Here is a 26,502-nt window from a genome sequence, read left to right as displayed (position 1 = left end):
TTGGTGCTTAAAAGAATCTGTAAAAAACACAGGACAGTGCTGTAAAAGACCCCGGCCAACGGCGGAAGAATATCCTTAGCCAGCTGAACCCCTTTTCCTACAGGGTTTTGAGCGAGGAAAAATACATTTTTAAAACTTTCGATCCATGGATTCACAAAACTGGCACGTGCTCTGCATTAGGTTATACATCGCCAGTTTTGGGGACCTTGGTACAGGCAGGCCGGGGATTCCCCTCTTTTATTGCTCCCGGAGACTGACCTCCAGTCTCCAGCGCCCGTCCACCTCTGCAGTGCGCCAGTCGCCATGCAGTGGACGGGCTGCCAGGAGAGTCAGCACCAAATCCTTCCCGTTTCGCTCAAGCTTCCAGCGCGCAACCTTGTTGGCGATGCGCAACTGACCATTCCATGGCCGCCCCCACGACTCGAAACGCAGGACGACTGTCCCGTCGACATGATCGCCCTGAATTTGCGGCTGCTCGTTGAACCAGAGCGCCAGCCCCGTAGGCAATTCCTCGATCTGTTCAAGTTCCAGAGGCGCAGGTTGCTGCAAACGACCGATTATCATGCCCACGGTAAAGCCGACAATCGCCATGGAACCAAGAACTCTTGGCCAGAGCTTCGGTCTGGGGTCCTCTTCAGGGGTAGAATGCATCCCGTCCTTTCGTTCGGAGCCGTGCATGTTTCACGTCATCCTTTTTCAACCAGAAATTCCGCCGAATACCGGCAATGTCATCAGACTATGCGCCAACAGTGGCTGCACCCTGCATTTGATCGAGCCGTTGGGCTTTGAGCTGGACGACAAGCGCCTGCGCAGGGCCGGGCTCGACTATCACGAGTATGCCACGCTGCAAACCCATGCAGACCTGCCCAGTTGCCTGGAAAAGATCGGTAACCCGCGGCTGTTCGCCTTTACGACCAAAGGCTCGCGGCCCTTTCATGATGTCAGCTTTGAAAAGGGCGATGCCTTTCTGTTCGGTCCGGAAAGCCGGGGATTGCCTGCCGACATTCTCGACCCATTGAGTGGCGACCACAGGTTGCGCCTGCCGATGCGCGAAGGCTGTCGCAGTCTCAACCTGTCCAACACCGTTGCCGTTGCCGTTTATGAAGCCTGGCGCCAGCACGGTTTTGCCTGAGAACGCTTTCCGCTGTCGCTCAGCAAACCGCCAGGAGCCAATTCATTCGCGATGACGTCATTGCAGCCGATACATGTTCTTCGGATGCACAGGCCTGTAGCGAATGAATTGGCTCCCACCAACTCCCTAAGAAGCAGCACTCCATTTCAGATCAGATCGCATCCCTGGGCAACATCAGCCCCAGCGGCAAGCGCACTCGCGCTTCAAGACCGCCACCCGAACGGTTTCTCAACTCGACATTACCACCATGCATGGCGGCGATACGCTTGACGATTGCCAGTCCCAGGCCAGTACCTTTGCCGCTGCGGGCACGGTCGCCACGGATGAACGGGTTGAAGATGGTGTCCAGTTCCGAAGGATCGATACCGGCGCCACGGTCCAGCACGCTCAGCACCACGTAAGGCGCGCTGGTGTCGCCGGAGACATAGGCCGCCACTTCGATGCCGTTGCCGGCATGATGCATGGCATTGCCGATCAGGTTGGTCAGCAGGCGCTTCATCGAAACCCGGCGCAGCGGGAAAGGCGGGATCGGCTCAAGGCACAGGCGAATGTGTTCATCGGGATGATTGAACGGCGCGACCACTTCCATGACCAGATCGCTCAGGTCGACCTCTTCGATTTCCTCGTCGCGGCCATCGCGGATAAACGCCAGGAACTGATCGAGAATGGCGTCCATGTCCTCGATATCGCGCACCATGCCTTCAGTGAACTCGTTCTCGTCGCTCATCAGTTCCAGCGACAGCCGCAAGCGGGTCAATGGAGTGCGCAGGTCGTGGGAAACACCCGCCAGCATCAACTCGCGCTCCTGTCCGGCCTGTTCGACATCCTCGGCCATCTGGTTGAAGGCGCGATAAACTTCGGTCATCTCACTGGGCGTATCGCTGACCGGCAGGCGCACACTGCGTCCCTGCCCTAACTGACGGGCTGCAAACACCAGGCGCTTGAGCGGCTGATTGAGCTGACGCACGAAAATCCACGCCGAGGCGGTGGACAGCAAACCGATGGCCAGGAACCAGCCCAGCACGTTCCATATCTTCTGGCCGCGCAATGGGTGTGGGTAAAGTGGCACTTTCAGCCAGCCATCACCCAGGCTCGGCGCGCGCACCCAAAGTGCCGGAGGCGCATGAACCCGCAGCCGCACTTCGGTATCGGCACCCAGTTCTGCCTGCATCTGACGCTGATAGATTTCGCTGTAGGGCCAGTGCTGCTCGCCCTCCGGCACACCGCCGCCGACTACGCGAATCAGCCCGGCAGCCTCGGCAATCGCTTCCCGATCGCTCTCGTTCGCTGCCCAGTAGGCGCGCAGGGTCAATGCAACGCCATGGCTGTACTGCCTGTCGACCAGCACGTCTTCGTTCATCAACAGATAGACGAGGGTCAGCGCCTTGGAAAACAGCACGACAATGAGCACCAGCCAGAGGGTGCGTGAGAAAAAGCTTTGCGGAAACCAGAGCGGAGTCTTCATAACTGCAGCTATACACTTTGCTGGGCGAGCCGGACTCGCAAGTTTGCGGGTCGAGGCACGGGCCATGGTACGAACGCGAAAACCAAAACGCCGATAACCTTTTCAGGCTATCGACGTGACTGGCAAGAACTTCGGTGCTCTGCGCCTGCAAGCGACCGGTCAGCGGTTCCCGGCACCATCGGGAACGAACACGTAACCCACGCCCCAGACCGTCTGAATGTAGCGCGGCTTGGAAGGGTCCGGCTCGATCAGGCGACGCAGACGGGAAATCTGTACGTCGATGGAGCGTTCAAGGGCATCCCACTCGCGGCCACGGGCCAGGTTCATCAGCTTGTCGCGGGTCAACGGCTCACGGGCATGCATCACCAGCGCCTTGAGAACCGCAAACTCACCGGTGGTGAGCATGTGCACTTCATCACCGCGCTTGAGTTCACGGGTCGCCAGGGACAATACATAGTCACCGAAGCTGACCGACTCGTCTTCACTGCCTGGCGCGCCGGGTACCGGTGCTGCCTGACGGCGCAGGACCGCCTTGACGCGGGCCATCAGTTCGTCCGGGTTGAAAGGCTTGGCCAGATAGTCGTCTGCGCCCAGTTCCAGCCCCTTGATACGGCTCTGCTCATCGCCCTTGGCGGTAAGCATGATGATTGGCACCTGATTGTTGGCTGCACGCAAACGACGGCAAGCAGAGAGGCCGTCTTCTCCGGGCAGCATCAAGTCCAGAACCACAAGGTTGAAAACCTCGCGGGACAATAAACGGTCCATCTGTTCGACATTGGCCACCGCGCGGGCACGATAGCCCTTGCTGGTGAAAAAACGCTCTAACAGGCTGCTCAACCCCGGATCGTCATCGACGATCAGGATTTTTTCGCCTTCAGCATTTTGTGCAGTGCTGCTCATCGGATGCTCCTTTGATCTCGGGGCGCATTATGGCGTAGCTGCGGTGATGCGCACCGTGTGCATTGTTAGCAGATTTTACTGGGACCGACATGAATGAGTGATTCTGCTGCGCAAAACGTCTCGTGCGGGTCGGCCAATCCCCTAATCAGGCTTCGCCGGGTATAATGCGCGGCCCTCAAGGTCAGGCTGTGCCGGACTATGGCGGTTCGCCAACATTGTTACAAGGTTGGCGAATAAAGGTCAGCAAGACAGTTTTTTGTACCGAATCCAGTTTTTTGCTCACAACTCCAGGTGGTCTTATGGACAGCATCAACAGCCGCATCGCCGAAGAACTGGGCGTGCGCCCTCAACAGGTCGCAGCGGCCGTAGCATTATTGGATGAAGGCTCGACCGTGCCCTTCATCTCACGCTACCGCAAGGAAGTGACCGGCAGCCTTGATGACACGCAATTGCGCCATCTGGAAGAACGTCTGCGTTACCTGCGCGAACTCAACGAACGGCGCGTCAGCATCCTTGCCAGTATCGAGGAGCAAGGCAAGCTGACCCCGGAGCTGGCCCGCGATATCAACCTTGCCGACACCAAGACCCGTCTTGAAGACTTGTATCTGCCTTATAAGCAGAAGCGCCGCACCAAAGGCCAGATCGCGCTGGAAGCCGGTCTGGGCGAGCTGGCAGACGGCCTGTTCAACGACCCGTCGCTGACTCCCGAGTCCGAAGCCGCACGCTTCGTCGATGCCGAGAAAGGCGTGGCCGATGTCAAAGCCGCGCTGGAAGGCGCCAAGTACATCCTGATGGAGCGCTTCGCCGAAGACGCTTCCCTGCTCGACAAGCTGCGCAGTTTCCTCATGCAGGAAGCCGTTATCAGCGCCCGCGTAGTGCCCGGCAAGGAAGAGGAAGGTGCCAAGTTCCGCGACTACTTCGAGCACGACGAGCCGCTCAAGAGCATGCCGTCGCACCGCGCCCTGGCGATCTTCCGTGGCCGCAACGAAGGTTTCCTCAGCTCTGCGCTCAAAGTCGGTGAGGAACTGCCGGGCACCATGCACCCGTGCGAACTGATGATCGGCGAGCGCTTCGGCCTGCAGAACCAGAACCGTCCGGCGGACAAATGGCTGGCCGAAGTGGTGCGCTGGACCTGGAAGGTCAAGCTCTATAGCCACCTGGAAACCGACTTGCTGGGCGAGCTGCGCGACGGTGCCGAAACCGAAGCCATCAACGTCTTCGCCCACAACCTGCATGACCTGCTGCTGGCCGCTCCGGCCGGGCCGCGCGCGACACTGGGCCTCGACCCGGGCCTGCGCACCGGCTGCAAGGTTGCGGTGGTCGACTCCACGGGCAAACTGCTCGACTATGCGACCGTCTATCCGCATGTGCCGAAAAACCAGTGGGACCAGACCATCGCCGTGCTGGCCGCCCTGTGCGCCAAGCATTCGGTGGACCTGATCGCCATCGGCAACGGCACGGCCAGCCGCGAAACCGACAAGCTGGCCGCCGAACTGATCAAAAAGTATCCAGCCCTGAAAATGACCAAGGTCATGGTTTCCGAAGCGGGCGCTTCGGTGTACTCCGCCTCCGAGCTGGCCGCCAGGGAGTTCCCCGACCTCGACGTTTCGATCCGTGGCGCGGTTTCCATTGCCCGCCGCCTGCAGGATCCGTTGGCCGAACTGGTGAAGATCGATCCGAAATCCATCGGGGTCGGCCAGTACCAGCACGACGTTTCGCAACTGAAACTGGCCCGTGGCCTGGATGCCGTGGTGGAAGACTGCGTGAACGCCGTGGGCGTGGACGTGAATACCGCTTCGGTGGCCTTGCTGGCGCGTATTTCCGGCCTCAACACCACCCTGGCGCAGAACATCGTCGCGCATCGCGATGCCAACGGCGCCTTCAAGACCCGCGCCGCGCTGAAAAAAGTCAGCCGTCTGGGTGAAAAGACCTACGAACAGGCTGCCGGCTTCCTGCGCGTCATGAATGGCGACAACCCGCTGGATTCGTCCGCAGTGCACCCGGAAGCCTACCCGCTGGTGCAGCGCATTGCGGCAGAAACCGATCGCGATATCCGTTCGCTGATCGGCGATGCCAGCTTCCTCAAGCGTCTGGACCCGAAGAAGTTCACCGACGAAACCTTCGGTCTGCCGACCGTGACCGACATTCTGCAAGAGCTGGAGAAGCCGGGCCGCGACCCGCGTCCGGAGTTCAAGACTGCCGAGTTCCAGGACGGCGTCGAAGACCTCAAGGACCTGCAATTGGGCATGATCCTCGAAGGCGTGGTCACCAACGTCACCAACTTCGGTGCCTTCGTCGATATCGGCGTGCATCAGGACGGTCTGGTGCATATCTCGGCGCTGTCCGAGAAGTTCATCAAGGACCCGCGTGAAGCGGTCAAGGCCGGCGACGTGGTGAAGGTCAAGGTCATGGAAGTCGACATTCCACGCAAGCGCGTCGGCCTGTCGATGCGCATGAGCGACACCCCCGGCGAGAAGATCGACGGTGCCCGCGGCCCGCGTCCGGGTTCCGCACCGCGTCAGCAAGGCAGCGCGCCACGCAAGGAAACCACCACGGCGGCTCCGGCCAATAACGCCATGGCTTCGTTGTTCGCCAATGCCAAACAGTTGAAAAAGCGTTGATGGATATTCCTGAAGGCCTGACCCATAGCGCCTACTTCAAGATGCTCGGCTGTGAGCTGCGGCGTCTGGATAACGGTGTCGCCGAAGTCGCGCTGCCACTGGAGGCGCATCTGCGCAACCGGGGCAACGTGATGCACGGCGGGGCGATCTTCAGTCTGGTGGATATCGGCATGGGGCTGGCGTGTTCCAGCTCCCACGGCTTCGACCAGCGCAGCGTCACCATCGAATGCAAGATCAACTATGTCCGTGGCGTGTCCGAAGGCGAGGTGTTGTGCATCGCCCGGGTACTTCACGCTGGCCGTCGCACGCTGGTCGTCGAAGCCGAGGTGGTCCAGGGCGATAAACTGGTCGCCAAGGCGCAAGGCACCTTTGCCGTCATCTAAACTTCTAGCAAAGTGTGATGAAAGCAATCGCTTGCTAGCTCTATAGAACCAATTTGGGGTAATTTCGGCACCATTAGCGTGGTGTCGAACCCCTTTGGCGGTACGACAAAGAGCCGTGATCGTGAGCAGGCGCCAAAGACCCAACCAGGCGACAACGCCAGTTCCTTTCTTCACCCTTGTAGACCGTTCTGTCCACCCCCATATTGGGGCGACCGATGCGTGAAGGAATCCACCTTGAGCGAATTTCTCAACCGCCGCCTGTCTGTTCTTGGCGAGCGTAACAACCTCTCTTTGCTGGAGCAGTGCCTGCACGGTATCGAGCGCGAATGCCTGCGCGTTACCGGCGAGGCAAGCCTGGCACAGACGCCGCATCCGCAGGATCTGGGTGCCGCACTGACCAATGGCCTGATCACCACCGACTATTCCGAATCGCTGCTGGAGTTCATTACTCCGGCACTGACGGACCCGGCGCAGACGCTCGACAGTCTGGACAGGATCCATCGCTTCGCCTACAGCAAGCTCAACGACGAACTCCTCTGGAGCCCGTCGATGCCGTGCCCGTTGCCCGCCGAAGAAGATATTCCGATTGCCTATTACGGCACCTCGAATATCGGCAAGCTCAAGTACGTGTACCGCAAGGGCCTGGCGCTGCGTTATGGCAAGACCATGCAGTGCATTGCCGGGATTCATTACAACTTCTCGTTGCCGGAAGCCACGTGGTCGCTGCTCAAGCAGACCGAGGATTTCGCCGGGGACGCACGGGATTATCAGTCGCACTCCTATATCGCGCTGATCCGCAACTTCCGTCGCTACAGCTGGCTGCTGATGTACCTGTTCGGCGCCTCGCCGGCACTGGACGCCGGTTTCCTGCGTGGCCGCGCCCACCAGCTGGAGCATTTCGACGCCGATACCCTGTATCTGCCGTATGCAACCAGCCTGCGCATGAGCGACCTGGGTTATCAGAGCAAGGCCCAGGCCGACCTGACTCCGTGCTACAACGATCTGGCGAGCTACACCGACAGCCTGCGCAAAGCGGTAGCCACGCCTTACGCGCCGTATGTCGAGACCGGTACCCATGATCAGCAGGGCGAGTGGGTGCAGCTCAACACCAACGTGCTGCAGATCGAAAACGAGTACTACTCCAACATTCGTCCCAAGCGCGTGACCTATTCGGGCGAGCGTCCGATCCAGGCACTGATTGCCCGTGGCGTGCAGTATGTCGAGGTTCGCTGCCTGGACATCAACCCGTTCCTGCCGACCGGCATCAATCTGGAACAGGCACGCTTCATCGACGCCTTCATTCTGTACTGCGCCCTTGAGGAAAGCCCGCAACTGGCGAACCACGAGTGCTCCAACGCCGGCTCGAACTTCCTGTCCGTAGTCAAGGAAGGCCGCCGTCCGGGCCTGACCCTGCAACGCAACAATTCGGATATCGAACTCAAGGTCTGGGCGACCGAACTGCTGGAGAAAATCACCCCGCTGGCGCAACTGCTGGACAAGGCGCAAGGCAGCGACGAGCACATTCGCTCTATCGCGGCACAACAGGCCAAGATCGATGACCCGTCACTGACGCCTTCGGCGCAAGTGCTGGCCAGCATGAAGACCCATGAGGAAGGTTTCACCGCCTTCTCGTTGCGTCAGAGCCGCAAACACGCCGAGTACTTCCGCAATCATCCGTTGAGTGCAGAAGATCAGGCACAGTTCGAGGCACTGGCAAAAACGTCGATTGCCGAGCAGGCAGAGCTGGAGGAAACCGAAGAGGTCGTGGATTTCGACACCTTCGTGGGTGCTTATCAGGCGAGCATTCTGTCGATCAGTAATTGACCGATTTCGCGAATGAATCCGCTCCTGCACTCTGTGCAGGAGCGGATTCATCCGCGAAAAGAATTAAAGCGCCTTCTCGAAGATCTTCGAGTTACGCTGATAGTTATAAAGCGAAGCCCTCGCGCTAGGCAGGCGGTCAACGCTGCTCGGCTCGAAACCACGCTCGCGGAACCAGTGTGCGGTGCGGGTCGTCAGGACAAACAAGGTCTTCAGGCCCATCATCCGGGCACGACTCTCGATACGCTCCAGCAATTCATCGCCACGTCCGCCATGGCGATATTCCGGGTTGACCGCCAGACACGCCAGCTCGCCGGCTTGCGAATCGGCAATCGGATAGAGCGCCGCGCAGGCAATGATCAAGCCTTCGCGCTCGACCACGCTGAACTGCTGGATTTCACGCTCCAGCACTTCCCGCGAACGACGTACCAGAATCCCCTGCTCTTCCAGAGGCGTGATCAGGTCCATCAGGCCGCCCACGTCCTCAATCGCTGCCTCACGCACCAGCTCGAACTGCTCCTGGGCAACCAGCGTACCGCCACCGTTGCGGGTGAACAGTTCGTTGAGCAAGGCACCGTCTTCGGCATAGCTGACGATATGGCTGCGACCGACACCGCCGCGACAGGCCTCGGCGGCCGCATCCAGCAATTCGGCCTGATAATTGTTGCCCAGCCGCGCCAGATGCGCCGGGACTTGCTGCGGCCGCAGTTCACGTACCAGACGACCCTGCTCATCAAGCAGGCCGGTTTCGGCCCCGAACAACAGCAGCTTGTCGGCGCCCAGATCAATCGCGGCACGGGTAGCGACATCTTCGCAGGCAAGGTTGAAGATCTCGCCCGTCGGCGAATAGCCCAGTGGCGACAGCAGCACGATATGCCGCTCATCCAGCAGACGGTTGATACCTTTGCGGTCAACCCGGCGGACTTCGCCGGTGTGCTGGTAATCCACGCCTTCCAGCACGCCGATAGGCCGGGCCGTGACAACGTTGCCGCTGGTGACCCGCAACCGCGAGCCCTGCATCGGCGAGGCCGCCATGTCCATGGACAGGCGCGCTTCGATGGAAATACGCAGTTGCCCTACCGCATCGATCACGCACTCCAGCGTTTCGGCATCGGTGACGCGCATGTCGCGGTGGAAACGCGGCGCCAGGCCACGCTGGGCCAGACGGCTTTCAATCTGTGGTCGCGAGCCATGCACCAGTACCAGGCGCACGCCCAGGCTGTGCAGCAGCACCAGATCGTGGACGATATTGCCGAAATTGGGGTGCGCAACACCATCGCCGGGCAGCATGACGACAAAGGTGCAATCGCGGTGGGCATTGATATAAGGAGATGCGTGACGAAGCCAGTTAACGTAATCGGGCATAACTGCAGGAGCCTGTAAAAGAATGGACGAAAGACAGAAACACGCACAACTTTGTGGTGGTTATCGTCGGAACAGGCTTGGCAACACGCGCAATCTCCTTGTTTATTGGTGGGTCCGGCCCGGTTTAGCGGGGGCTCAGACAGTAATGTTCGATCAACTGACGTAACAGACGCACTGTAGGCTCCAGGCGTGACATTTCAAGGTATTCGCCCGGCTGATGCGCACAGGCAATGTCGCCAGGGCCCAGAACCAGTGTTTCGCAGCCAAGACGCTGAAGATAAGGCGCTTCGGTGCCAAATGCTACTGCTGCGGCCGTATGACCTGTCAGACGCTCGGCAATGCGCACCAGTTCCGCATCCGCCGCTTGCTCGAACGGTGCGCACTCCGGAAACAACGGCGAGTAGTCGATCTGCACCTGATGCAGCTCGGCCAGCGGTTGCAGCTTTTGCCGAATGGCCGCCCGCAGCATCTCAGGGTCCATGCCCGGCAAAGGACGCAGGTCGAACTCCAGCGAGCATTGGCCACAGATCCGGTTCGGATTGTCGCCACCATGAATGCAACCCAGATTCAGGGTCGGTTGCGGCACGCTGAACTGCGGGTTGCGATATTGGAGCTGCCATTGCTGGCGCAGGCCCTTCAGTTCGCTGATCGCGTCATGCATGGCCTCCAGCGCGCTATGCCCAAGGCTTGGGTCCGAGGAATGACCGCTGCGGCCGAGAATATCGATACGCTCCATCATCACGCCCTTGTGCAGGCGGATCGGCCGCAGACCGGTCGGCTCGCCAATCACCGCGGCACGCCCCAAAGGCCGGCCAGCGTCGGCCAGGGCTCGTGCGCCGGCCATCGAGCTTTCTTCGTCGCAGGTGGCCAGAATCAGCAAGGGTTGCTTGAACGGCTGATCGAGCACGCCACGAACAGCCTCGATAACCAGCGCGAAAAAGCCTTTCATGTCGCAACTGCCCAGGCCGACCCAGCGGCCATCGACTTCGGTCAGCTTCAGGGGATCGGTTTTCCATAGCGCTTCATCGAACGGTACGGTATCGCTGTGTCCCGCCAGCACCAGCCCACCCGGGCCCGAGCCATAGGTCGCCAGAAGATTGAACTTGCCCGGCGAAACCTGCTGGATGTCGCAGGCAAAACCCAGATCGCCCAGCCAGCCCGCCAGCAGATCGATCACCGCACGGTTGGATTGATCGAGAGAGGGCTGGGTGCAGCTCACCGAGGGCGTGGCAACCAACGCAGCGAACTGATCTTTCATGGACGGCAAGGGCATGTATGCTTCCTGTAATCGGGACGGAACACAGACCATCATAGGGCCATAGCACCTGCGGAATAAACCGTTGCGGGCCATGTCCTGTACACTGCCGCCCTCAGCAGCCGTCAATCACTGGCTGCGCTCCCGTTTATCAGCATCAGCGTTTGGACTTCCCGGCCATGCAAAAAGAAACAGAAATCAAACTCCGCGTCAGCCGCGAGACACTCGTTGCACTGCGCGAGCATCCCTTGCTGAAAAAACGCAACAAAAGTGGCTGGGAGCGCATCGAGCTGTCGAACCAGTATTTCGATACCCCGGAGCGCGATCTGGCCAAGGCCAAGGTGGCCCTACGCATCCGTCGCGATGGCGACCAGATCATCCAGACCATGAAGACTCGCGGGCAAAGCGTTGCCGGCCTGTCCGAGCGCAACGAGTTCAACTGGGACCTGGCCAAGGCCAAGCTGGACCTGAAGAAACTCGAAGGCGACTGCTGGCCCGAGCAACTGGCCGGGCTGGACAAAAAAACCATCAAGCCACTGTTCACTACCGACTTCATTCGGGAAAAGGCAGAAATCTCCTGGGGCCGTGGCAAGACCAAGGTGGTGATCGAAGCCGCTCTGGATCTGGGCCAGGTTGTGGCGGGCAAGCAGAAGGAAGAAATCTGCGAGCTGGAGCTGGAACTGCGCGAAGGCGAATCATCGGCACTGCTTGAGCTGGCCGCGGAACTGGCTGCCACTCTGCCACTGATGCCTTGCGATATCAGCAAGGCCGAGCGCGGCTATCGCCTGTTCGATGCCAACAGCTACTCGCTGAGCCTGCCGGCACCGACACTGGACGCAGAAACGCCACTGGACGACGCCTATGCGGCGCTGGCCTGGCATCTGCTGGGCAGCAGCCAGCGTCTGGCCGAGCAATATCGCTTCAATGGCCATTGGCGCCTGCTCCAGGAGTGGGTCGAAATGCTCGCCGAGTTGCGCTCCCTGACCGGCAGCCTCGGCCAGGCCGCGCCTCGTGCTTCGACTGCACAGTTGCGTACCGCGCTGGATGCCCTGCTGGAAGACTGGCGCCCGCTGGTCCAGGCCGGTCAGGAAGACGAAGATGTGCGCAGCGCGGCTCACGAGCAATTCTTCGAAGAACTGCAAGACACCCGCTGGGGCGAGTTCTCACTGAACACTTCACGCTGGTTGCTCAATCGCAGCTGGACGGCCGAACGCAACAACCGCGGCAATCGCCAGGGCGCGGCCCTGTTGGCAAGCTGGCTGCCACGCCAGCTCGCCGACGAAGCGACCGCCCTGCAACTGGGCCGCTACCAGCAGCAACCCGAAGACCTGGCCGAGCAACTGCCACGCATCGAGCGCATCCAGGCCTGGATGCACTGGGCACGCGGCACGCTCGAACTGCCGGAACTCGACCGCCTGTATGGCGAGCTGAAAAAACTGGAGCAACTGGCCAGCCAGGACATCAGCGATGAAGTGCTGGATGCTCGCGTTCATCAGGCATTGACCGTTTCTCAGGGACGCGCCTGGAAGACCTTGCTGCGTATGTGATGACGTGTTTCGCGAATGAATTCGCTCCCACGCAAGCAGTGCAGGAGCGGATTTATCCGCGAAGACGGCAGTAGGAACGCGAAGGGTCTACGACAGGATCGGCAGACTGGTAGTGGATTTGATCTCGGATAATGCCACGGTCGAATTCACTTCCTGAATCCCCGGTACCAGCGACAGCTTTTCAAAGAAAAACCGCTCATACGCCTCGATATCCGAGGTCACGATCCGCAGCAGAAAATCCACCGACCCCATCAGCACGTAACACTCCAGCACTTCCGGAAAGCCGCGAATCGACTCGGTGAACTCGGTGAAGTTGGAGCGCCCGTGGGCGTTGAGTTTGACCTCGGCAAATATCTGCGTGTCGAGGCCGATTTTCTTGCGATCCAGCAGGGTCACGTTGCGCCTTATCACGCCCTCATCCTTCAACCGCTGGATACGGCGCCAGCAGGGCGATTGCGACAAACCCACTTGCTCGGCGACCTGGGCACTGGAAAGCGAGGCATCCTCCTGAAGCAACGCCAGTATCTTGCGGTCGTAAGCGTCCAGCTCAACTTGCATAATTCATCCCTATTAAATCCATATTGCGCATTAACAAGTCTTAAAAGACTGAAACCTATTGATCATAGACCAGAAATTTCTCTTCCGGCGTGTAAGAATTTCTCCCACTCAATACAGGAGAGGCCACATGCCCAACCTTGAAGCCGTCGCAACTGCGCCAGTGCGCGCGGATACCTGGTCACCCAGCAACATTTCCTGCTGTGCACGCTATCAGGTTCTGGCCGAAGCCGAACCGGCAGTGTTGTGTCAGGTCCTGAATCTGTTTGCAATGCAATACCTGACGCCGCAGAACGTCAGCGTTTCACGCCAGGATCAGTTGCTGACCATCAGTGTAGAGGTCGACGGAGCAAGCTGGCACCGCGCTCAGGTAATTGGCGAAAAAATGCGCAATCTGATCGATGTCTGCTCGGTGGAACTGGAGCAAATCCTCGCCACGCCAGCCTCTCATCAACACGTTACTCTGGCTGCGGGCTGAATTGTCTCGCAAACTTTCGCAATTCCCGGTCGCATAGAGGACGTAACACTGGCACGCTTGAGAGCTATTCTTGCTCATCGTCTGATGATGAATTGTCTCAAGGAGCCCGCATGGCCGTCCTCGCCCCATCGTCACAGGATCGCTGGCTCGATCTGAACGACTTGCTACGTGATCTGGTTGCCCAAGGCATCCTTGGCCAGAACGACGCCGAAATGGCGCTCACCCAGCGCCGTAGCGCGGCGAATATCCAGCTTCATCCGCTGGAGTTCATTGCGTCGCTGCAGTTCGATGATCTCAAGCGGCCCGGCAAGCGGCTCGACCTGGAAACCCTGACTCACTGGCTCGCCCAGCAGTGCGACCAGCCTTACATGCGCATCGACCCGCTGAAGATCAATGTCGCGGCGGTGATGCCGTTGATGTCCTATGCCTTTGCCCAGCGCCACAAGATCCTCGCCGTTGCCGTCGATCGCGAATCCGTGACCATCGCCAGCGCCCAGCCGTATGTCTGCGCCTGGGAGGCTGACCTGGCACACGTGCTGAAACTGTCGATCAAGCGCGTGGTTGCCAATCCGGTCGATATCCAGCGGGTGACGGTGGAATTCTTCAGGCTGGCGAAATCCGTGAGCGGCGCCAGCTCCACCGATCAGAAAACCAGCAACATGGGCAACTTCGAGCAGTTGCTCAAGCTCGGCGCCAGCGATCAGGAGCCGGACGCCAACGACGCGCATATCGTCAATATCGTCGACTGGCTGTTCCAGTACGCTTTCCAGCAGCGCGCCAGCGATATCCATATCGAACCACGCCGCGAACAAGGCACCGTGCGCTTTCGCATCGATGGCGTGCTGCACAACGTCTACCAGTTCCCGTCGCAGGTCACCATGGCGGTGGTCAGCCGCCTGAAAAGCCTGGGACGAATGAACGTCGCGGAAAAGCGCAAGCCGCAGGATGGCCGGGTCAAGACCACAACGCCGGATGGCGGCGAAGTGGAATTGCGTCTCTCGACCCTGCCCACCGCGTTCGGCGAAAAGATGGTGATGCGGATCTTCGACCCCGAAGTCCTGCTCAAGGACTTCGACCAACTGGGCTTTTCCAGCGATGACCTGCGCCGCTGGCAAGGCATGACCAGCCAGCCCAACGGCATCATTCTGGTCACCGGCCCAACCGGTTCGGGCAAGACCACCACGCTCTACACCACGCTCAAGAAGCTGGCGACCTCCGAGGTCAACCTCTGCACTATCGAAGACCCCATCGAAATGGTCGAGCCGGCCTTCAACCAGATGCAGGTCCAGCACAATATCGACCTGACTTTTGCCAGCGGCGTGCGGGCCTTGATGCGTCAGGACCCGGATATCATCATGATCGGCGAGATTCGCGACCTGGAAACCGCAGAAATGGCGATTCAGGCCGCGCTGACCGGTCACCTGGTGCTCTCGACCCTGCACACTAACGATGCCCCCAGCGCCATCAGCCGCATGCTGGAACTCGGCGTGCCACATTACCTGCTCAAGGCCACGATCCTCGGGGTCATGGCCCAGCGTCTGGTGCGTACCCTTTGTCCGCACTGCAAGGCGCCGATCAACCTGAACGAAACCGACTGGCAGACCCTGACCCGGCCCTGGCAAGCTCCGGTACCGCCCGGCGCCCATCAGGCCGTCGGTTGCGTGGAATGTCGCGAAACAGGTTATCGCGGGCGCGCAGGCGTCTACGAAATCATGTTGATGTCCGACAGTGTGAAAGCCTTGATCAGCGCCGACCTGGACCTCAGCGCCATGCGCCGCCAGGCCTTCAAGGAAGGCATGCGCAGCCTGCGCCTGTCCGGCGCGCAAAAAGTCTCGGCAGGGCTGACGACCCTGGAAGAAGTACTGCGGGTAACGCCACAGAGTGAACAACGCTGAACTCAGAAGCTACGGGACAGGCGCGGTTACCGGTCTTTCCCAAGGATGAAAATTGAACTACCGCTGCACTCCGGCTATCCAACCCTTCAGAACAACCACAGTCGGAGTATTCAACATGCGTCTCAAACTTGCTGTCGTCACATGCGCCTTACTGTCACTTCCGGTCGGTTCAGCGATGGCCGACGGTTTCTGGCGCAATGTGATTTCTTCCGGTGCGACCACCGGCTCGACTTACCTGACCTTCAAGGATCACAAGCTGATCGTCGCCGCCCAGGATGACGCAGGCAGCTTCGTGGCCAGCGAGGGCAGCATTCGCGGACCGTTCCTGGAAGCAGCCATCAATCAGGTACGCACTGACAATCCGGGCCTGAAGGCCACGGACATGGAGCTGGCCAACGCGATCCTGGCCAAGAATCTGGTTGCTGAAAACCAGTAATCTCTGTAATGAAAAATGCCGCTCGATCGAGCGGCATTTTCTATTGCGGGATTACTCGCCGATGGCGCTTTTGTAACCTGCGGCATCCAGCAGCTTGGCCAGATCGCCAGCATCGGCTGGCTTGAGCTTGAAGATCCAGGCTTCGTACGGAGTGCTGTTCAGCAGTTCCGGGCTATCGGCTAAGGCTTCGTTGATCGCGATGACTTCGCCTGCAACCGGCGAGTAGATGTCGGAAGCGGCCTTGACGGACTCGACCACGCCGGCAGCATCGCCTGCGGCGAAAACCTTGCCGACTTCGGTCAGTTCGACAAAGACCACATCACCCAGTGCTTCCTGAGCATGATCGGAGATGCCCACGGTTACTGTGCCGTCGGACTCCAGGCGCGCCCATTCGTGACTTTCGGCGAAACGCAGTTCGGCGGGAATATTGCTCATTTAGTCATCCTCTACATCAAGTCAGCGGAAAACCCGCCAGATAGGTTAGATCAGGGTCTTGCCATGACGGACAAACGCCGGTTGCACGACACGCACCGGATACCATTTGCCGCGGATTTCGACTTCAGCCCGGTCGGCAGTTGCCATCGGAACACGTGCCAGCGCAATCGATTTGCTTAGCGTAGGAGAGAAACTACCACTGGTGATCTCTCCTTCGCCAATTTCTGCGATCCGCACGACCTGACGCGCCCGCAGTACACCGCGCTCTTCGAGCACCAGCCCGACCAGTTTCGAGGCCACGCCCGCCTCCAGTTCGCTCTCCAGCGCGGCGCGGCCGATGAAGTCACGCTCTGCCGGTTCCCAGGCGATGCTCCAGGCCATGTTCGAGACCAGCGGCGAGACACTTTCGTCGATGTCCTGGCCGTACAGGTTCATGCCCGCTTCAAGCCGCAACGTATCGCGCGCACCCAGACCGACGGGGGAAATGCCCGCGCCGACCAGATCGTTGAAAAAACCGGGAGCCTGTTCGGCCGGAAGCATGATCTCCAGGCCATCCTCGCCGGTATAACCGGTGCGTGCAATGAACCAGTCGCCCTCTTCGCGGGCCTGGAAAGGCTTGAGCTGCTGAATGACCTCGGCACGCGCGCTGGACACCAGTTCGGCGATCCGGCTTCTGGCCTTCGGGCCCTGAATCGCCAGCATGGCCAGCCCGGTACGCTCGACCAGTTGCACGTCGAAGCCGGTCAGTTGCGCCTGCATCCAGGCAAGGTCCTTGGCGCCGGTCGCCGCATTGACCACCAGCCGATAACCGCTGGCGGTGAGGTAGACGATCATGTCGTCGACGATTCCGCCACGGGTGTCGAGCATCGCGCTGTACAAGGCACGCCCCGGACTTTGCAGGCGCTCCACGTCGCTGGCCAGCAGGTAACGCAACCATGCCTTGGCCTGACTGCCGATGACATCGATCACATGCATGTGAGAGACGTCGAATACTCCGCAGTCGCGACGCACCTGATGGTGCTCTTCGACTTGCGAGCCGTAATGCAACGGCATGTCCCAGCCACCAAAATCGACCATCTTCGCGCCGAGCGCGAGGTGCAGGTCAAAGAGGGGGGTACGCTGTCCCATGGGTTTCTCCTTCCGGGCGTGGCGAAGGTGCGGACAGGCAGATCAAGAAGCGCCCCTCGTGGCTAGAGGTTTGCAGCAAATGACAGCGCGTCGAACGGTCTGACAGACCGCACCGATTGCGGCGCATTGTAGCCGCATGGGAAGAGACTAACCAATCTGCCGAGCGGAGCGCCGGATCAGGCCGATCACGGGCAACAACCCGACCAGTACCAGCGTCAGGGCAGGCAAGGCTGCACGAGCCCACTCGCCCTCGCTGGTCATCTCAAAGATCCGCACGGCAAGGGTGTCCCATCCGAACGGACGCATCAGCAAGGTCGCCGGCATCTCCTTGAGCACGTCGACGAAGACCAGGAGCGCGGCGCTCAGTGCGCCCGGAATCAGCAGCGGCAGATACACTTTGAAAAACAACTTTGGTCCGCTGACCCCAAGACTGCGAGCCGCTTCCGGCAGCGAAGGCCGAATCCGCGACAGGCTGTTTTCCAGCGGTCCGTAGGCCACCGCAATGAAGCGCACCAGATAAGCCAGCACCAGCGCCGACAGGCTGCCCAACAGCAAAGGCTTGCCAGCGCCGCCGAGCCAGCCGGACAGCGGAATCACCAGAGTCCGGTCCAGATAACTGAATGCCAGCATGATCGACACGGCCAGCACCGAGCCAGGCAGCGCATAGCCGAGGTTGGCCAGGCTCACGCCGGAGCGAATCAGCGGGGTGGGTGCCATGCGTCGGGCAAACACCAGAATCAGCGCCACACCAACGGTTATCAGCGCCGCAATGCCGCCCAGATAAAGCGTATGCAGGATCAGGCCGGTGTAGCGCTCATCCAGATCGAAACGACCACGCTGCCAGACCCAGACGATCAACTGCAGCATCGGCACTGCGAATGCACAGACGAACACCAGTCCACACCAGAGGCTGGCTGCCAGCGCCTTGATGCCGCGCAGGTGATAGAGCGCCTTGCCGCGGGGCCGCTCGTTGGTCGCCCGGCTGGCACCTCGCGCACGGCGTTCGCCATACAGGACCAGCATGACTGCCAGCAGCAACAGACTGGCCAGTTGCGCCGCACTGGAGAGGCTGAAGAAGCCATACCAGGTCTTGTAGATCGCGGTGGTGAAGGTGTCGAAGTTGAACACCGACACCGCGCCGAAATCCGCGAGGGTTTCCATCAGCGCCAGCGCCACACCCGCGCCGATGGCCGGACGCGCCATTGGCAACGCCACACGCCAGAACGCCTGCAAGGGTGTTTGCCCAAGCACCCGGGCGGCTTCCATCAAGCCTTTGCCTTGAGCCAGGAACGCGGTACGCGCCAGCAGATAGACATAGGGATAGAACACCAGCACCAGAACGATGATCACGCCGCCTGTGGAGCGCACCCGAGGCAGCCGCAGGCCGTTGCCGAACCACTCGCGCAGCAGGGTCTGCACCGGCCCGGAGAAGTCCAGCAGGCCGACAAACACGAATGCGAGCACATAGGCCGGAATCGCGAACGGCAGCATCAAGGCCCAGTCCAGCCAGCGCCTGCCGGGAAACTCGCAGAGGCTGGTCAGCCACGCCAGACTGACACCCAGCAGCGTGACACCCACGCCAACCCCCAGCACCAGAGTCAGTGTGTTGCCCAACAGGCGAGTCATCTGGGTTTCCAGCAAATGGGACCAGATCTGCCGGTCGATAGTCTCCCAGGACAACAGCAACACGCTCAGTGGCAGCAACACCAGGGCAGCGATGGCAAAAACCAGGGGATACCAGCGGCGTTGGGCGGGATGGGCCAAGGGGGATCTCGAAAATCATGAGGAAAAATGCAGCAGCGGATTTATCCGCGAATGCATAGTTCCAGGCAACACAAAAGTATCGCCGGGTACATGGCATTCGCGGATGAATCCGCTCCTACAGCGGGAGCCAGCGGTATTAAATCAATTCCAGCCCGCGCGATCCATCATGCGAATTGCTTCGGCCTGACGCTTGCCCGCCACTTCGACCGGAATGGTGTCGGCCTTGAACGCGCCCCAGCTCTCGACCTCTGCCGAAGGCGCGACTTTCGGGTTGGCCGGGAACTCCTGGTTGATGCCAGAGAAGATGGTTTGCGCTTCCGGGCCGGTCATCCACTCCACCAGGGCCTTGGCGGCTTCCGGGTGCGGCGCATGTCGGGTCAGGCCGATGCCCGACAGGTTGACGTGCACGCCACGGTCGGACTGGTTCGGCCAGAACAGCTTCACGGCCAGATCCGGTTTTTCCTTGTGCAGGCGTCCGTAGTAATAGCTGTTGACGATGCCGACATCGCATTGCCCGGCATTGATGGCTTCCAGCACCGCGATGTCATCGGAGAACACATCGGTGGACAGGTTATTGACCCAGCCCTTGAGGATCTTCTCGGAGGCCTCGGCGCCGTGGGTTTCGATCAGGGTCGCAGTCAGCGACTGGTTGTAGACCTTCTTGGCCGTGCGCAGGCACAGGCGCCCTTCCCAGTTCTTGTCAGCCAGGGCTTCGTAGGTCGTCAGCTCTGCCGGTTTGACCCGGTCAGTCGAGTAGGCGATGGTCCGCGCACGCAGGCTGAGGCCGGTCCAGGCATGGCTGGAAGAACGGTATTGAGGCGGGATATTGGCGTCGATCACCGGCGAGGTGAACGGCTGGAGAATCCCCATCTGCTCGGCCTGCCAGAGGTTACCGGCATCGACCGTGAGCAGCAGGTCAGCCGTGGCGTTTTCGCCTTCGGCCTTGATGCGCTGCATCAGTGGGGCTTCCTTGTCGGTGATGAACTTGATCTTCACCCCGGTCTTGGCCGTGTAGGCATCGAATACCGGCTTGATCAGCTCATCGATACGCGATGAATACACCACGATCTCGTCGGCAGCCTGGGCGGTGCCACCGAGCACGGTCAGTGTCAAAGCAGCCAGAAGACGCTTGCTTGCCTGCATGGGATCTCTCGCGTTCAAAAAGTGAGGCGAAATGGTAGTTAATCCCATTTGTGATCACAATCGAACTGCCGCCACAGGCGTTACCAGATGTTTCAATTCGCTCCTACAGACGGGCAAGCTCCGGCAGTTCCCCGGACAATCCCAATGCCTCACGGACAAACATGGCCTTGGCTTCGGGCATCTGGTTGACCACTTTCAGGCCGGTATTGCGCAGCCAGCGCAGTGGCAGGGGATTGGCCTGGAACAGGCGCTCGAAACCTTCCATCGCGGCCATCAGTGCCAGGTTGTGCGGCATGCGGCGGCGCTCGTAACGGCCGAGCACGCGGACATCGGCCAGTCGTTCGCCGCGCTCGGCCGCATGCAGCAGCACTTCGGCAAGCACGGCGGCATCCAGGAAACCCAGGTTCACGCCCTGCCCGGCCAGCGGATGAATGGTGTGTGCAGCATCGCCAATCAGCGCCAGCCCGGCGGCGACATACCGTTTGGCATGCCGCTGACGCAATGGCACGCAGACACGCGGGTCAGCGGCAAGCACATGCCCCAGTCGCCCCTCGAAAGCGCGCTCCAGCTCACGGCAGAACCCCTCGTCGTCAAGGGCCATCAGGCGCTCGGCTTCCAGCGGCGTCACCGACCAGACGATCGAACACCAGTTTTCGCCCTCTCGCTCCAGAGGCAGGAACGCCAGCGGGCCATCGTCGGTAAAACGCTGCCAGGCGGTACGTCGATGAGAGTCCGCGGTGCGCACGCTGGTGACGATGGCGTGATGCAGATAATCCCACTCGCGGGTCTGCGTACCGGTCAGGCGGCGAACGGCCGAATTGGCACCATCGGCAGCAATGACCAGCGGCGCCCGCAACTGGCGGCCATCGGCCAGGGTCAGCAGCCAGTCGTCGCCGGAGTGACGCATGTGCTCCAGACGGGCATTGCCCAGCAAACCGATATCGCTGTCGTGCAAACGCTCAACCAAGGCGTCCTGCACCACGCGGTTCTCGACGATATGCCCCAGAACATCGGCATGCACGCTGGATGCGGAAAAATGGATCTCGCCAGTACCGCTGCCATCCCACACATGCATCTGCCCATAAGGGCTGACGCGCCGGGCGGCAATGCCTTCCCAGACGCCAAGGCGCTGCAGAATCCGCTGGCTGGCGGCCGACAGGGCACTGACCCGAGGCTCGAAGGCCGACTGCGGATCGAACGGTTTCACGCTCAGGGCGCCGCCATCGAGCACGACGACATCCAGGCCGCTGCCCTGCAACGCCAATGCAAGGGCGCTACCGACCATTCCGGCTCCGACAATCAGCACATCTGCGCGGGTTTCCATGTTTTAAATCGTTCTCGCTTGCGGCCTGAGCCGTGTTTTAAAAGTCCGGGCGTCACACATCGGATCGAGTGCCCAGGCCCATGGCCTGACGAGCGAACCAGCGCTTGGCCGGTGGCAGCAGGTCGAGCCCCAGCAGGCCCAGGTTGCGGCCTGCGGTAATCACCGGTTGCGTGCTGCCAAACAGGCGGGTCACCTTGTCGGAGAAACCCACGGTCAATTGTTGATCCAGGCGCTGTCTTTCACGATAGGCCAACAACGTCGCTAGATCACCCGGCGCCTTGTCGCTGTCGAGCAAGGCTTCGGCCAGGGCATCGGCATCACGCAGCGACAGGTTGAAACCCTGCCCGGCAATCGGGTGCAGGCTGTGCGCGGCATTGCCCAGCACCACCAGATGCGAGCGAACCTGTTCTTCGGCTTCGACCAGGGAAAGCGGGTATACATGCCGCGTGCCGACCTGGCGCAAGGTGCCCAGCCGGTAACCGAATACATTCTGCAGCTCATTGAGGAAGCTGCGGTCATCCAGCTCGGCAAGGCGCTGCGTGTCGTTGCCATTGCGCGTCCAGACCAGCGCACAGCGGTTTTCCGGCAATGGCAGCAGAGCCATCGGGCCGTCATCGGTGAAGCGCTCGAACGCCTGCCCGCAATGCGCTTCGCTCGGGGTGATATTGGCGATCAACGCGCTCTGATGGTAGGAACGTTCGCGCACCCCGATGCCCAACTGCTCGCGCAGACTGGAGCGACCGCCATCGGCCAGTACTGCCAGATCGCACTCCAGTTCGGTTTCATCATTGAGGGTCAGTCGATAGCCATCGGCCAACGCCTGCATGTGCTTGACTTCGGCCGGCACGCGCCAGGTGACCACTTCGCGATCCAGGCCCGCCCACAGGCATTGGCCCAGCCAGGCGTTTTCCACCACGTAACCCAGCGCCGGAACGCCTTCCTCCATGGCGGCAAGCCGGGTTGCGCCGAAGCGCCCGCGGTCGGACACCTGAATCTGCAGGATGGGTTCGGCACGCCGGGTGATCTGCTGCCACAGGCCAAGGCGCTCATAAATGCGCCGCGCGCCAAACGACAGCGCCGAAGAGCGGGCGTCGTAGCTCGGCTGATAGCTGTCGCCCGGTGCAAACGGTTCGATCAGCACGATCTTCCAGCCGCGCGCCTTGGCGCCAGCCTGCAACGCCAGGGCGAGGCTCGCGCCTACCAGTCCGCCACCGACGATGGCCAGATTGAAGCGGCTCATGCGGCTTGCGTCCGGGCAGCGGCCATCAGGGCCTCGATTTCAGCAACGGTCTTGGGCACGTCACCGGAAAGAATTTCACAGCCCTTTCTGGTCACCACTACGTCATCCTCGATTCGCACACCAATACCTCGCCATTTTTTCGCGACGTTCTGATTGTCGGGAGAGACATAAATCCCCGGCTCCACGGTCAGCGCCATGCCAACCTCCAGAACCCGCCATTCACCGCCGACCTTGTATTCGCCGACATCGTGCACATCCATGCCCAGCCAGTGCCCGGCACGGTGCATGTAGAAAGCCTTGTACGCCTCGCTGTCGATCAACTCGTCGACATCGCCCTGCAACAGCCCAAGCTCGACCAGCCCGGCAGTAATGACCCGGACCGTCGCTTCATGCGCCTGGTTCCAGTGTTTGCCGGGACCGATGGCAGCGAATGCGGCTTCCTGCGACTTGAGAACCAGCTCATAGATCGCTTTCTGTTCGGTCGAGAACTTCCCGTTGACCGGAAAGGTGCGGGTAATGTCGCTGGCATAGCAATCGATCTCGCAACCGGCATCGATCAGCACCAGATCGCCGTCCCTGAGCGGCGCATCGTTCTGCTGGTAATGCAGGATGCAGCCGTTGCGGCCCGCCGCGACGATGGAGCCGTAGGCCGGCATCTTCGCGCCGCCCTTGCGAAACTCGTAATCCAGTTCGGCTTCCAGGCTGAATTCATGCAACCCGGCCCGACTGGCCTGCATCGCCCGGATGTGGGCGCGGGCGGAAATCTGCGCAGCCTCGCGCATCACCTTCACTTCTGCAGCCGATTTATACAGGCGCATATCGTGAAGCAGATGATCCAGCGCAACGAACTCGTTCGGCGGCTGCGCGCCCAGATGAGCCTTGGAGCGGATGGTATTGATCCACTCCATCAGATGCCGGTCGAACTCGGGATTGCTGCCCATCGCCGAATACACCCGTTCGCGTCCTTCGATCAGGCCCGGCAGGATGTCGTCGATGTCGTTGATCGGAAAGGCATCGTCGGCACCGAAATCGCGGATCGCGCCTTCCTGGCCGGCACGCAATCCGTCCCACAGTTCGCGCTCGGGATTGCGCTCACGACAGAACAGAACGTATTCACCGTACTCGCGCCCCGGAATCAGCACCACCACCGCTTCCGGCTCGGGAAAGCCGCTGAGGTACTGGAAGTCGCTGTCCTGCCGGTAGACATGCTCGACATCACGATTGCGAATCGCAACAGCCGCGGCCGGAAGAATGGCGATGCTGTTGGGCACCATCTGAGCCATCAGGGCCTTGCGGCGGCGGGCGTATTCGGACTTCGGGATATGGATCATGGGCAGACGGGGTCCCTTGGTGGAGGGCTCCGGACAGAGCGGTTCAAGACCCGGTCCGGCGCGCCATGATGAGCGATCAGTGCAGGGAAGGCTTGGGTTGTGGGGCGACCGCCTTGCTGCATTCGGTGAACAGCAGCAACGGCGCGACGCGCAGGTATTCCATGACTTCCATATAGTCGCTTTCGCCGTCCTCGGACTCTTCCAGCGCATCCTGGACCTGAGCGATGGCAGCCAGATCCTGTAACACTTCAGTGGCTTCGATGCTCAGCACCGCATCTCCGACTGCCAGGCCAAAGCCCGAGAGGAAACCCTGGCACCATTGACCCAGCGCCAGAGCACGATCGGCCAGAGGTTCGTCGTCGCCCGGCAGCAACAGCACGACCGTCATGTCATCGCTGGTCAACTCACCCTTGACCATCTCCTGCAGGCCGACCAGCGCCTGACGAACGTTGTCCTCAGGCTCGGTTTCGAGCAGTACCGAAGCATCGGCAAACCAGCCTTCGCTATCGAAGCCGGCACCGGCGCAACTGCGGCCAAGCAACAGGCCGTGCAGTTCGGCAGGGGAAACCGGATGACCACTGGTATTGAGCAGAGTGGCAAATGCTTTGTACGGGGAATTCTGAATGGGCATGGGTAACTAGTCGCCAAACGGCGCAATGTCTAGAATGAAGGCCTTGTATCCTAGACTATCCGCGCGACAAGATCACCAACGCGGCGGTTAGAGGCAGTGGTGTTACCTGACTCCCATGCCATTCATCAGAAAGTACTCAGTGGAAAACAATGGAAGACACCGATCTGCAAGCCCTGATGAACCGGCTGGAATTGTTGCTCAAACACACCGAGCAACTTAAAGGCCAAAACGCACTCCTATTAGCTCAGGAAAAATCCTGGCGCGAGGAACGCGCCCATCTCATTGAAAAGAACGAAATCGCCCGGCAAAAGGTCGAGTCCATGATTTCGCGACTCAAGGCCCTGGAGCAAGACTCATGAGCAATGGCAACAGCGTTACCGTTCAAATCCTCGACAAGGAATACTCGATCATTTGCCCTCAGGAAGAGCGCACCAACCTGGTCAGCGCTGCCCGCTACCTGGATGGCAAAATGCGTGAAATCCGCAGCAGCGGCAAAGTCATCGGTGCGGATCGCATTGCTGTCATGGCCGCCCTGAACATCACCCACGACTTGCTGCACAAGCAGAATCTGCCTGACGTACAGGCCAGCGGCTCGACCCGTGAACAGGTCCGCGACCTGCTCGACAGAGTGGATCTGGTGCTGTCCACAGAACCCCCGGCAACACCCGATTCAACCCGAGGCTGATTATTTCCGGTCATTTCTGTATACTTGCGCCGCTCCCTGGAGTGCTTGCCAGTCGGTCATGTCCCTGAGCCGATACGCACAACCACGGGGGTTGCACGTTGGGGTTGGTGTGCATGTCCGCTTGACGGAAAGCCTTAAAACCTCCTGCAATCTCCACCTTGAACTTTCGGGTTCAAGGGCTAAACCGACAGCGGTTCGTCGGGGAGTCCATATTCAATCCATTGCCAGCCCCGCTGCTGGCAGTGTCGATCCCGTCTCTGGTTTCAACCTCACGGATCAACCCGCATGACCTTGCGCTCATGACCAGCAACACGCCACTCACGCGCCCGCAACTGCGTCGCCAGTTACGCAAGGCGCGGCGTGCACTGAGCAGCAGTCAGCAACGCGTAGCCGCCCGCGGCCTCTATCGCCAGTTGGCTCAACACCCCCTGTTTCGTCGCGCCCGGCATGTCTCGCTGTATATCCCCATGGACGGCGAAATCGACCCGCGTCTTTTGCTGCAAGAGGCCCAGCGCCGGGGCAAGGCAACCTACCTGCCGGTGCTCAATGCCTGGCCACGGACCCGAATGGTTTTCCAGCGAGTGCGTCCCGGCGAGAAATTCATCCGCAACCGCTTTCGCATCCCCGAGCCCGTCATCAACCGCGCCAGACAACGCAGGATCTGGGCACTGGATCTGATCCTGATGCCCCTGGTCGGATTCGATGATCAAGGTGGGCGCCTGGGCATGGGCGGCGGTTTCTACGACCGCAGCCTGGCTTATCTGGCGCGCCGGAAAACCTGGAAAAAACCTCTGTTGCTAGGCATGGCGCATGAGTGCCAGAAGGTCGAACGACTGGCGCAGGCAAGCTGGGATGTACCGCTGCAAGGCACGGTCTCGGACAGCCACTGGTATCTGGCGCAACAGGAAGCGGAGAAGTGACGCGACGGGAGCTACACAGGCAGTACAGGCATAGCCCCGAGAGAAGAG

Annotated in this window: 25 protein-coding genes and 1 other RNA gene; 12 read left to right on the top strand and 14 right to left on the bottom strand. The window is 60.4% G+C overall.

Features of this window, described 5'->3' with window-relative positions:
• Positions 1 to 237 precede the first annotated feature (237 nt).
• Positions 238 to 678, bottom strand: a complete 441-nt coding sequence (locus tag ALQ04_RS13560; RefSeq protein WP_122316266.1) for a hypothetical protein — start codon at positions 676 to 678, stop codon at positions 238 to 240.
• Here ALQ04_RS13560 and trmL point away from each other — a divergent pair.
• A complete protein-coding gene (trmL, locus tag ALQ04_RS13555; protein ID WP_122316265.1) occupies positions 677 to 1,132 on the top strand; it encodes a tRNA (uridine(34)/cytosine(34)/5-carboxymethylaminomethyluridine(34)-2'-O)-methyltransferase TrmL in 456 nt (151 codons plus the stop codon). The genes ALQ04_RS13560 and trmL overlap by 2 nt on opposite strands.
• 151 nt (positions 1,133 to 1,283) lie before the next feature.
• On the opposite strand, the gene ALQ04_RS13550 is transcribed toward trmL, so the two are convergent.
• Positions 1,284 to 2,597, bottom strand: coding sequence for an ATP-binding protein (locus ALQ04_RS13550; protein WP_122316264.1), 1,314 nt, complete (start codon positions 2,595 to 2,597; stop codon positions 1,284 to 1,286).
• Positions 2,598 to 2,756: 159 nt separating this feature from the next.
• On the bottom strand, positions 2,757 to 3,497 hold the full coding sequence (ompR, locus tag ALQ04_RS13545) for a two-component system response regulator OmpR (RefSeq protein WP_025262398.1): 741 nt from the start codon (positions 3,495 to 3,497) through the stop codon (positions 2,757 to 2,759).
• Between the two features lie 299 nt (positions 3,498 to 3,796).
• Here ompR and ALQ04_RS13540 point away from each other — a divergent pair, with 299 nt between their 5' ends.
• From ALQ04_RS13540 to gshA, 3 genes are all read left to right on the top strand, one after another.
• On the top strand, positions 3,797 to 6,118 hold the full coding sequence (locus tag ALQ04_RS13540) for a Tex family protein (RefSeq protein ID WP_122316263.1): 2,322 nt from the start codon (positions 3,797 to 3,799) through the stop codon (positions 6,116 to 6,118).
• Positions 6,118 to 6,501: a PaaI family thioesterase gene (locus ALQ04_RS13535; protein WP_122316262.1), complete on the top strand. Its 384-nt coding sequence runs from the start codon at positions 6,118 to 6,120 to the stop codon at positions 6,499 to 6,501. The genes ALQ04_RS13540 and ALQ04_RS13535 overlap by 1 nt, the downstream gene beginning before the upstream one ends.
• Before the next feature lie 234 nt (positions 6,502 to 6,735).
• Positions 6,736 to 8,325, top strand: a complete 1,590-nt coding sequence (gene gshA, locus ALQ04_RS13530) for a glutamate--cysteine ligase (protein WP_122316261.1) — start codon at positions 6,736 to 6,738, stop codon at positions 8,323 to 8,325.
• A 63-nt stretch (positions 8,326 to 8,388) separates the two neighbouring features.
• Here gshA and argA read toward each other — a convergent pair whose 3' ends face one another.
• A complete protein-coding gene (gene argA / locus ALQ04_RS13525) occupies positions 8,389 to 9,687 on the bottom strand; it encodes an amino-acid N-acetyltransferase (RefSeq protein WP_122316260.1) in 1,299 nt (432 codons plus the stop codon).
• Between the two features lie 124 nt (positions 9,688 to 9,811).
• The gene (gene argE / locus ALQ04_RS13520; RefSeq protein WP_122316259.1) at positions 9,812 to 10,960 is read right to left on the bottom strand and encodes an acetylornithine deacetylase; all 1,149 of its coding nucleotides are present in this window, start codon (positions 10,958 to 10,960) and stop codon (positions 9,812 to 9,814) included.
• Between the two features lie 161 nt (positions 10,961 to 11,121).
• On the opposite strand from argE, the gene ALQ04_RS13515 reads away from it, so the two are divergent.
• Entirely contained in the window at positions 11,122 to 12,489 is a 1,368-nt protein-coding gene (locus ALQ04_RS13515; protein WP_122316258.1) for an inorganic triphosphatase, read from the top strand.
• Positions 12,490 to 12,576: 87 nt separating this feature from the next.
• Here ALQ04_RS13515 and ALQ04_RS13510 read toward each other — a convergent pair whose 3' ends face one another.
• A complete protein-coding gene (locus ALQ04_RS13510) occupies positions 12,577 to 13,047 on the bottom strand; it encodes an Lrp/AsnC family transcriptional regulator (RefSeq protein ID WP_122316257.1) in 471 nt (156 codons plus the stop codon).
• Between the two features lie 127 nt (positions 13,048 to 13,174).
• Between ALQ04_RS13510 and ALQ04_RS13505 the strand changes: the two genes are divergently transcribed.
• The 3 genes from ALQ04_RS13505 to ALQ04_RS13495 all read left to right on the top strand — a co-directional run bounded on the left by ALQ04_RS13505 (position 13,175) and on the right by ALQ04_RS13495 (position 15,853).
• Positions 13,175 to 13,522, top strand: coding sequence for a hypothetical protein (locus ALQ04_RS13505; RefSeq protein ID WP_122316256.1), 348 nt, complete (start codon positions 13,175 to 13,177; stop codon positions 13,520 to 13,522).
• Positions 13,523 to 13,632: 110 nt separating this feature from the next.
• Positions 13,633 to 15,417, top strand: a complete 1,785-nt coding sequence (locus ALQ04_RS13500) for a GspE/PulE family protein (RefSeq protein ID WP_122316255.1) — start codon at positions 13,633 to 13,635, stop codon at positions 15,415 to 15,417.
• A 115-nt stretch (positions 15,418 to 15,532) separates the two neighbouring features.
• Positions 15,533 to 15,853 (top strand): DUF2388 domain-containing protein, encoded by a 321-nt coding sequence (locus ALQ04_RS13495; RefSeq protein ID WP_122316254.1) that lies wholly within the window; start codon positions 15,533 to 15,535, stop codon positions 15,851 to 15,853.
• A gap of 51 nt (positions 15,854 to 15,904) precedes the next feature.
• Here the strand turns inward: ALQ04_RS13495 and gcvH are convergent, their stop codons facing one another.
• The 8 genes from gcvH to ALQ04_RS13455 form a co-directional block, all read right to left on the bottom strand.
• Entirely contained in the window at positions 15,905 to 16,288 is a 384-nt protein-coding gene (gcvH, locus tag ALQ04_RS13490; RefSeq protein ID WP_122316253.1) for a glycine cleavage system protein GcvH, read from the bottom strand.
• A gap of 45 nt (positions 16,289 to 16,333) precedes the next feature.
• Complete coding sequence (gene gcvT / locus ALQ04_RS13485) at positions 16,334 to 17,416, bottom strand: glycine cleavage system aminomethyltransferase GcvT (RefSeq protein WP_122316252.1); 1,083 nt, start codon at positions 17,414 to 17,416, stop codon at positions 16,334 to 16,336.
• Positions 17,417 to 17,563: 147 nt separating this feature from the next.
• Complete coding sequence (locus ALQ04_RS13480) at positions 17,564 to 19,180, bottom strand: iron ABC transporter permease (RefSeq protein ID WP_122316251.1); 1,617 nt, start codon at positions 19,178 to 19,180, stop codon at positions 17,564 to 17,566.
• Between the two features lie 141 nt (positions 19,181 to 19,321).
• Positions 19,322 to 20,323 carry an extracellular solute-binding protein gene (locus tag ALQ04_RS13475; RefSeq protein WP_122316250.1) on the bottom strand — a complete coding sequence of 334 codons (1,002 nt, stop codon included), beginning with the start codon at positions 20,321 to 20,323 and terminating at the stop codon, positions 19,322 to 19,324.
• A 103-nt stretch (positions 20,324 to 20,426) separates the two neighbouring features.
• Entirely contained in the window at positions 20,427 to 21,647 is a 1,221-nt protein-coding gene (locus tag ALQ04_RS13470) for a 2-octaprenyl-3-methyl-6-methoxy-1,4-benzoquinol hydroxylase (protein ID WP_122316249.1), read from the bottom strand.
• Positions 21,648 to 21,699: 52 nt separating this feature from the next.
• Positions 21,700 to 22,887: a 2-octaprenyl-6-methoxyphenyl hydroxylase gene (gene ubiH, locus ALQ04_RS13465; RefSeq protein ID WP_122316248.1), complete on the bottom strand. Its 1,188-nt coding sequence runs from the start codon at positions 22,885 to 22,887 to the stop codon at positions 21,700 to 21,702.
• Positions 22,884 to 24,218, bottom strand: a complete 1,335-nt coding sequence (gene pepP / locus ALQ04_RS13460) for a Xaa-Pro aminopeptidase (protein ID WP_122316247.1) — start codon at positions 24,216 to 24,218, stop codon at positions 22,884 to 22,886. The genes ubiH and pepP overlap by 4 nt, the downstream gene beginning before the upstream one ends.
• A 76-nt stretch (positions 24,219 to 24,294) precedes the next feature.
• Positions 24,295 to 24,849, bottom strand: a complete 555-nt coding sequence (locus ALQ04_RS13455) for a YecA family protein (RefSeq protein ID WP_122316246.1) — start codon at positions 24,847 to 24,849, stop codon at positions 24,295 to 24,297.
• Positions 24,850 to 24,998: 149 nt separating this feature from the next.
• On the opposite strand from ALQ04_RS13455, the gene ALQ04_RS13450 reads away from it, so the two are divergent.
• The 4 genes from ALQ04_RS13450 to ALQ04_RS13435 all read left to right on the top strand — a co-directional run bounded on the left by ALQ04_RS13450 (position 24,999) and on the right by ALQ04_RS13435 (position 26,454).
• The gene (locus tag ALQ04_RS13450; RefSeq protein WP_122316245.1) at positions 24,999 to 25,208 is read left to right on the top strand and encodes a TIGR02449 family protein; all 210 of its coding nucleotides are present in this window, start codon (positions 24,999 to 25,001) and stop codon (positions 25,206 to 25,208) included.
• Positions 25,205 to 25,534 (top strand): cell division protein ZapA, encoded by a 330-nt coding sequence (locus ALQ04_RS13445; RefSeq protein ID WP_122316244.1) that lies wholly within the window; start codon positions 25,205 to 25,207, stop codon positions 25,532 to 25,534. The genes ALQ04_RS13450 and ALQ04_RS13445 overlap by 4 nt, the downstream gene beginning before the upstream one ends.
• Positions 25,535 to 25,564: 30 nt before the next feature.
• Positions 25,565 to 25,743, top strand: a non-coding RNA gene (gene ssrS, locus ALQ04_RS13440) — 6S RNA.
• Between the two features lie 90 nt (positions 25,744 to 25,833).
• The gene (locus ALQ04_RS13435; protein ID WP_122316299.1) at positions 25,834 to 26,454 is read left to right on the top strand and encodes a 5-formyltetrahydrofolate cyclo-ligase; all 621 of its coding nucleotides are present in this window, start codon (positions 25,834 to 25,836) and stop codon (positions 26,452 to 26,454) included.
• The last annotated feature ends 48 nt before the right edge of the window (positions 26,455 to 26,502 follow it).

It is taken from the genome of Pseudomonas cichorii (assembly GCF_003700275.1).
GTDB classification, from domain to species: domain Bacteria; phylum Pseudomonadota; class Gammaproteobacteria; order Pseudomonadales; family Pseudomonadaceae; genus Aquipseudomonas; species Aquipseudomonas cichorii_B.
Note: the sequence above shows the minus strand (reverse complement) of the source record. Positions and strands in the feature narration are given on the sequence as shown.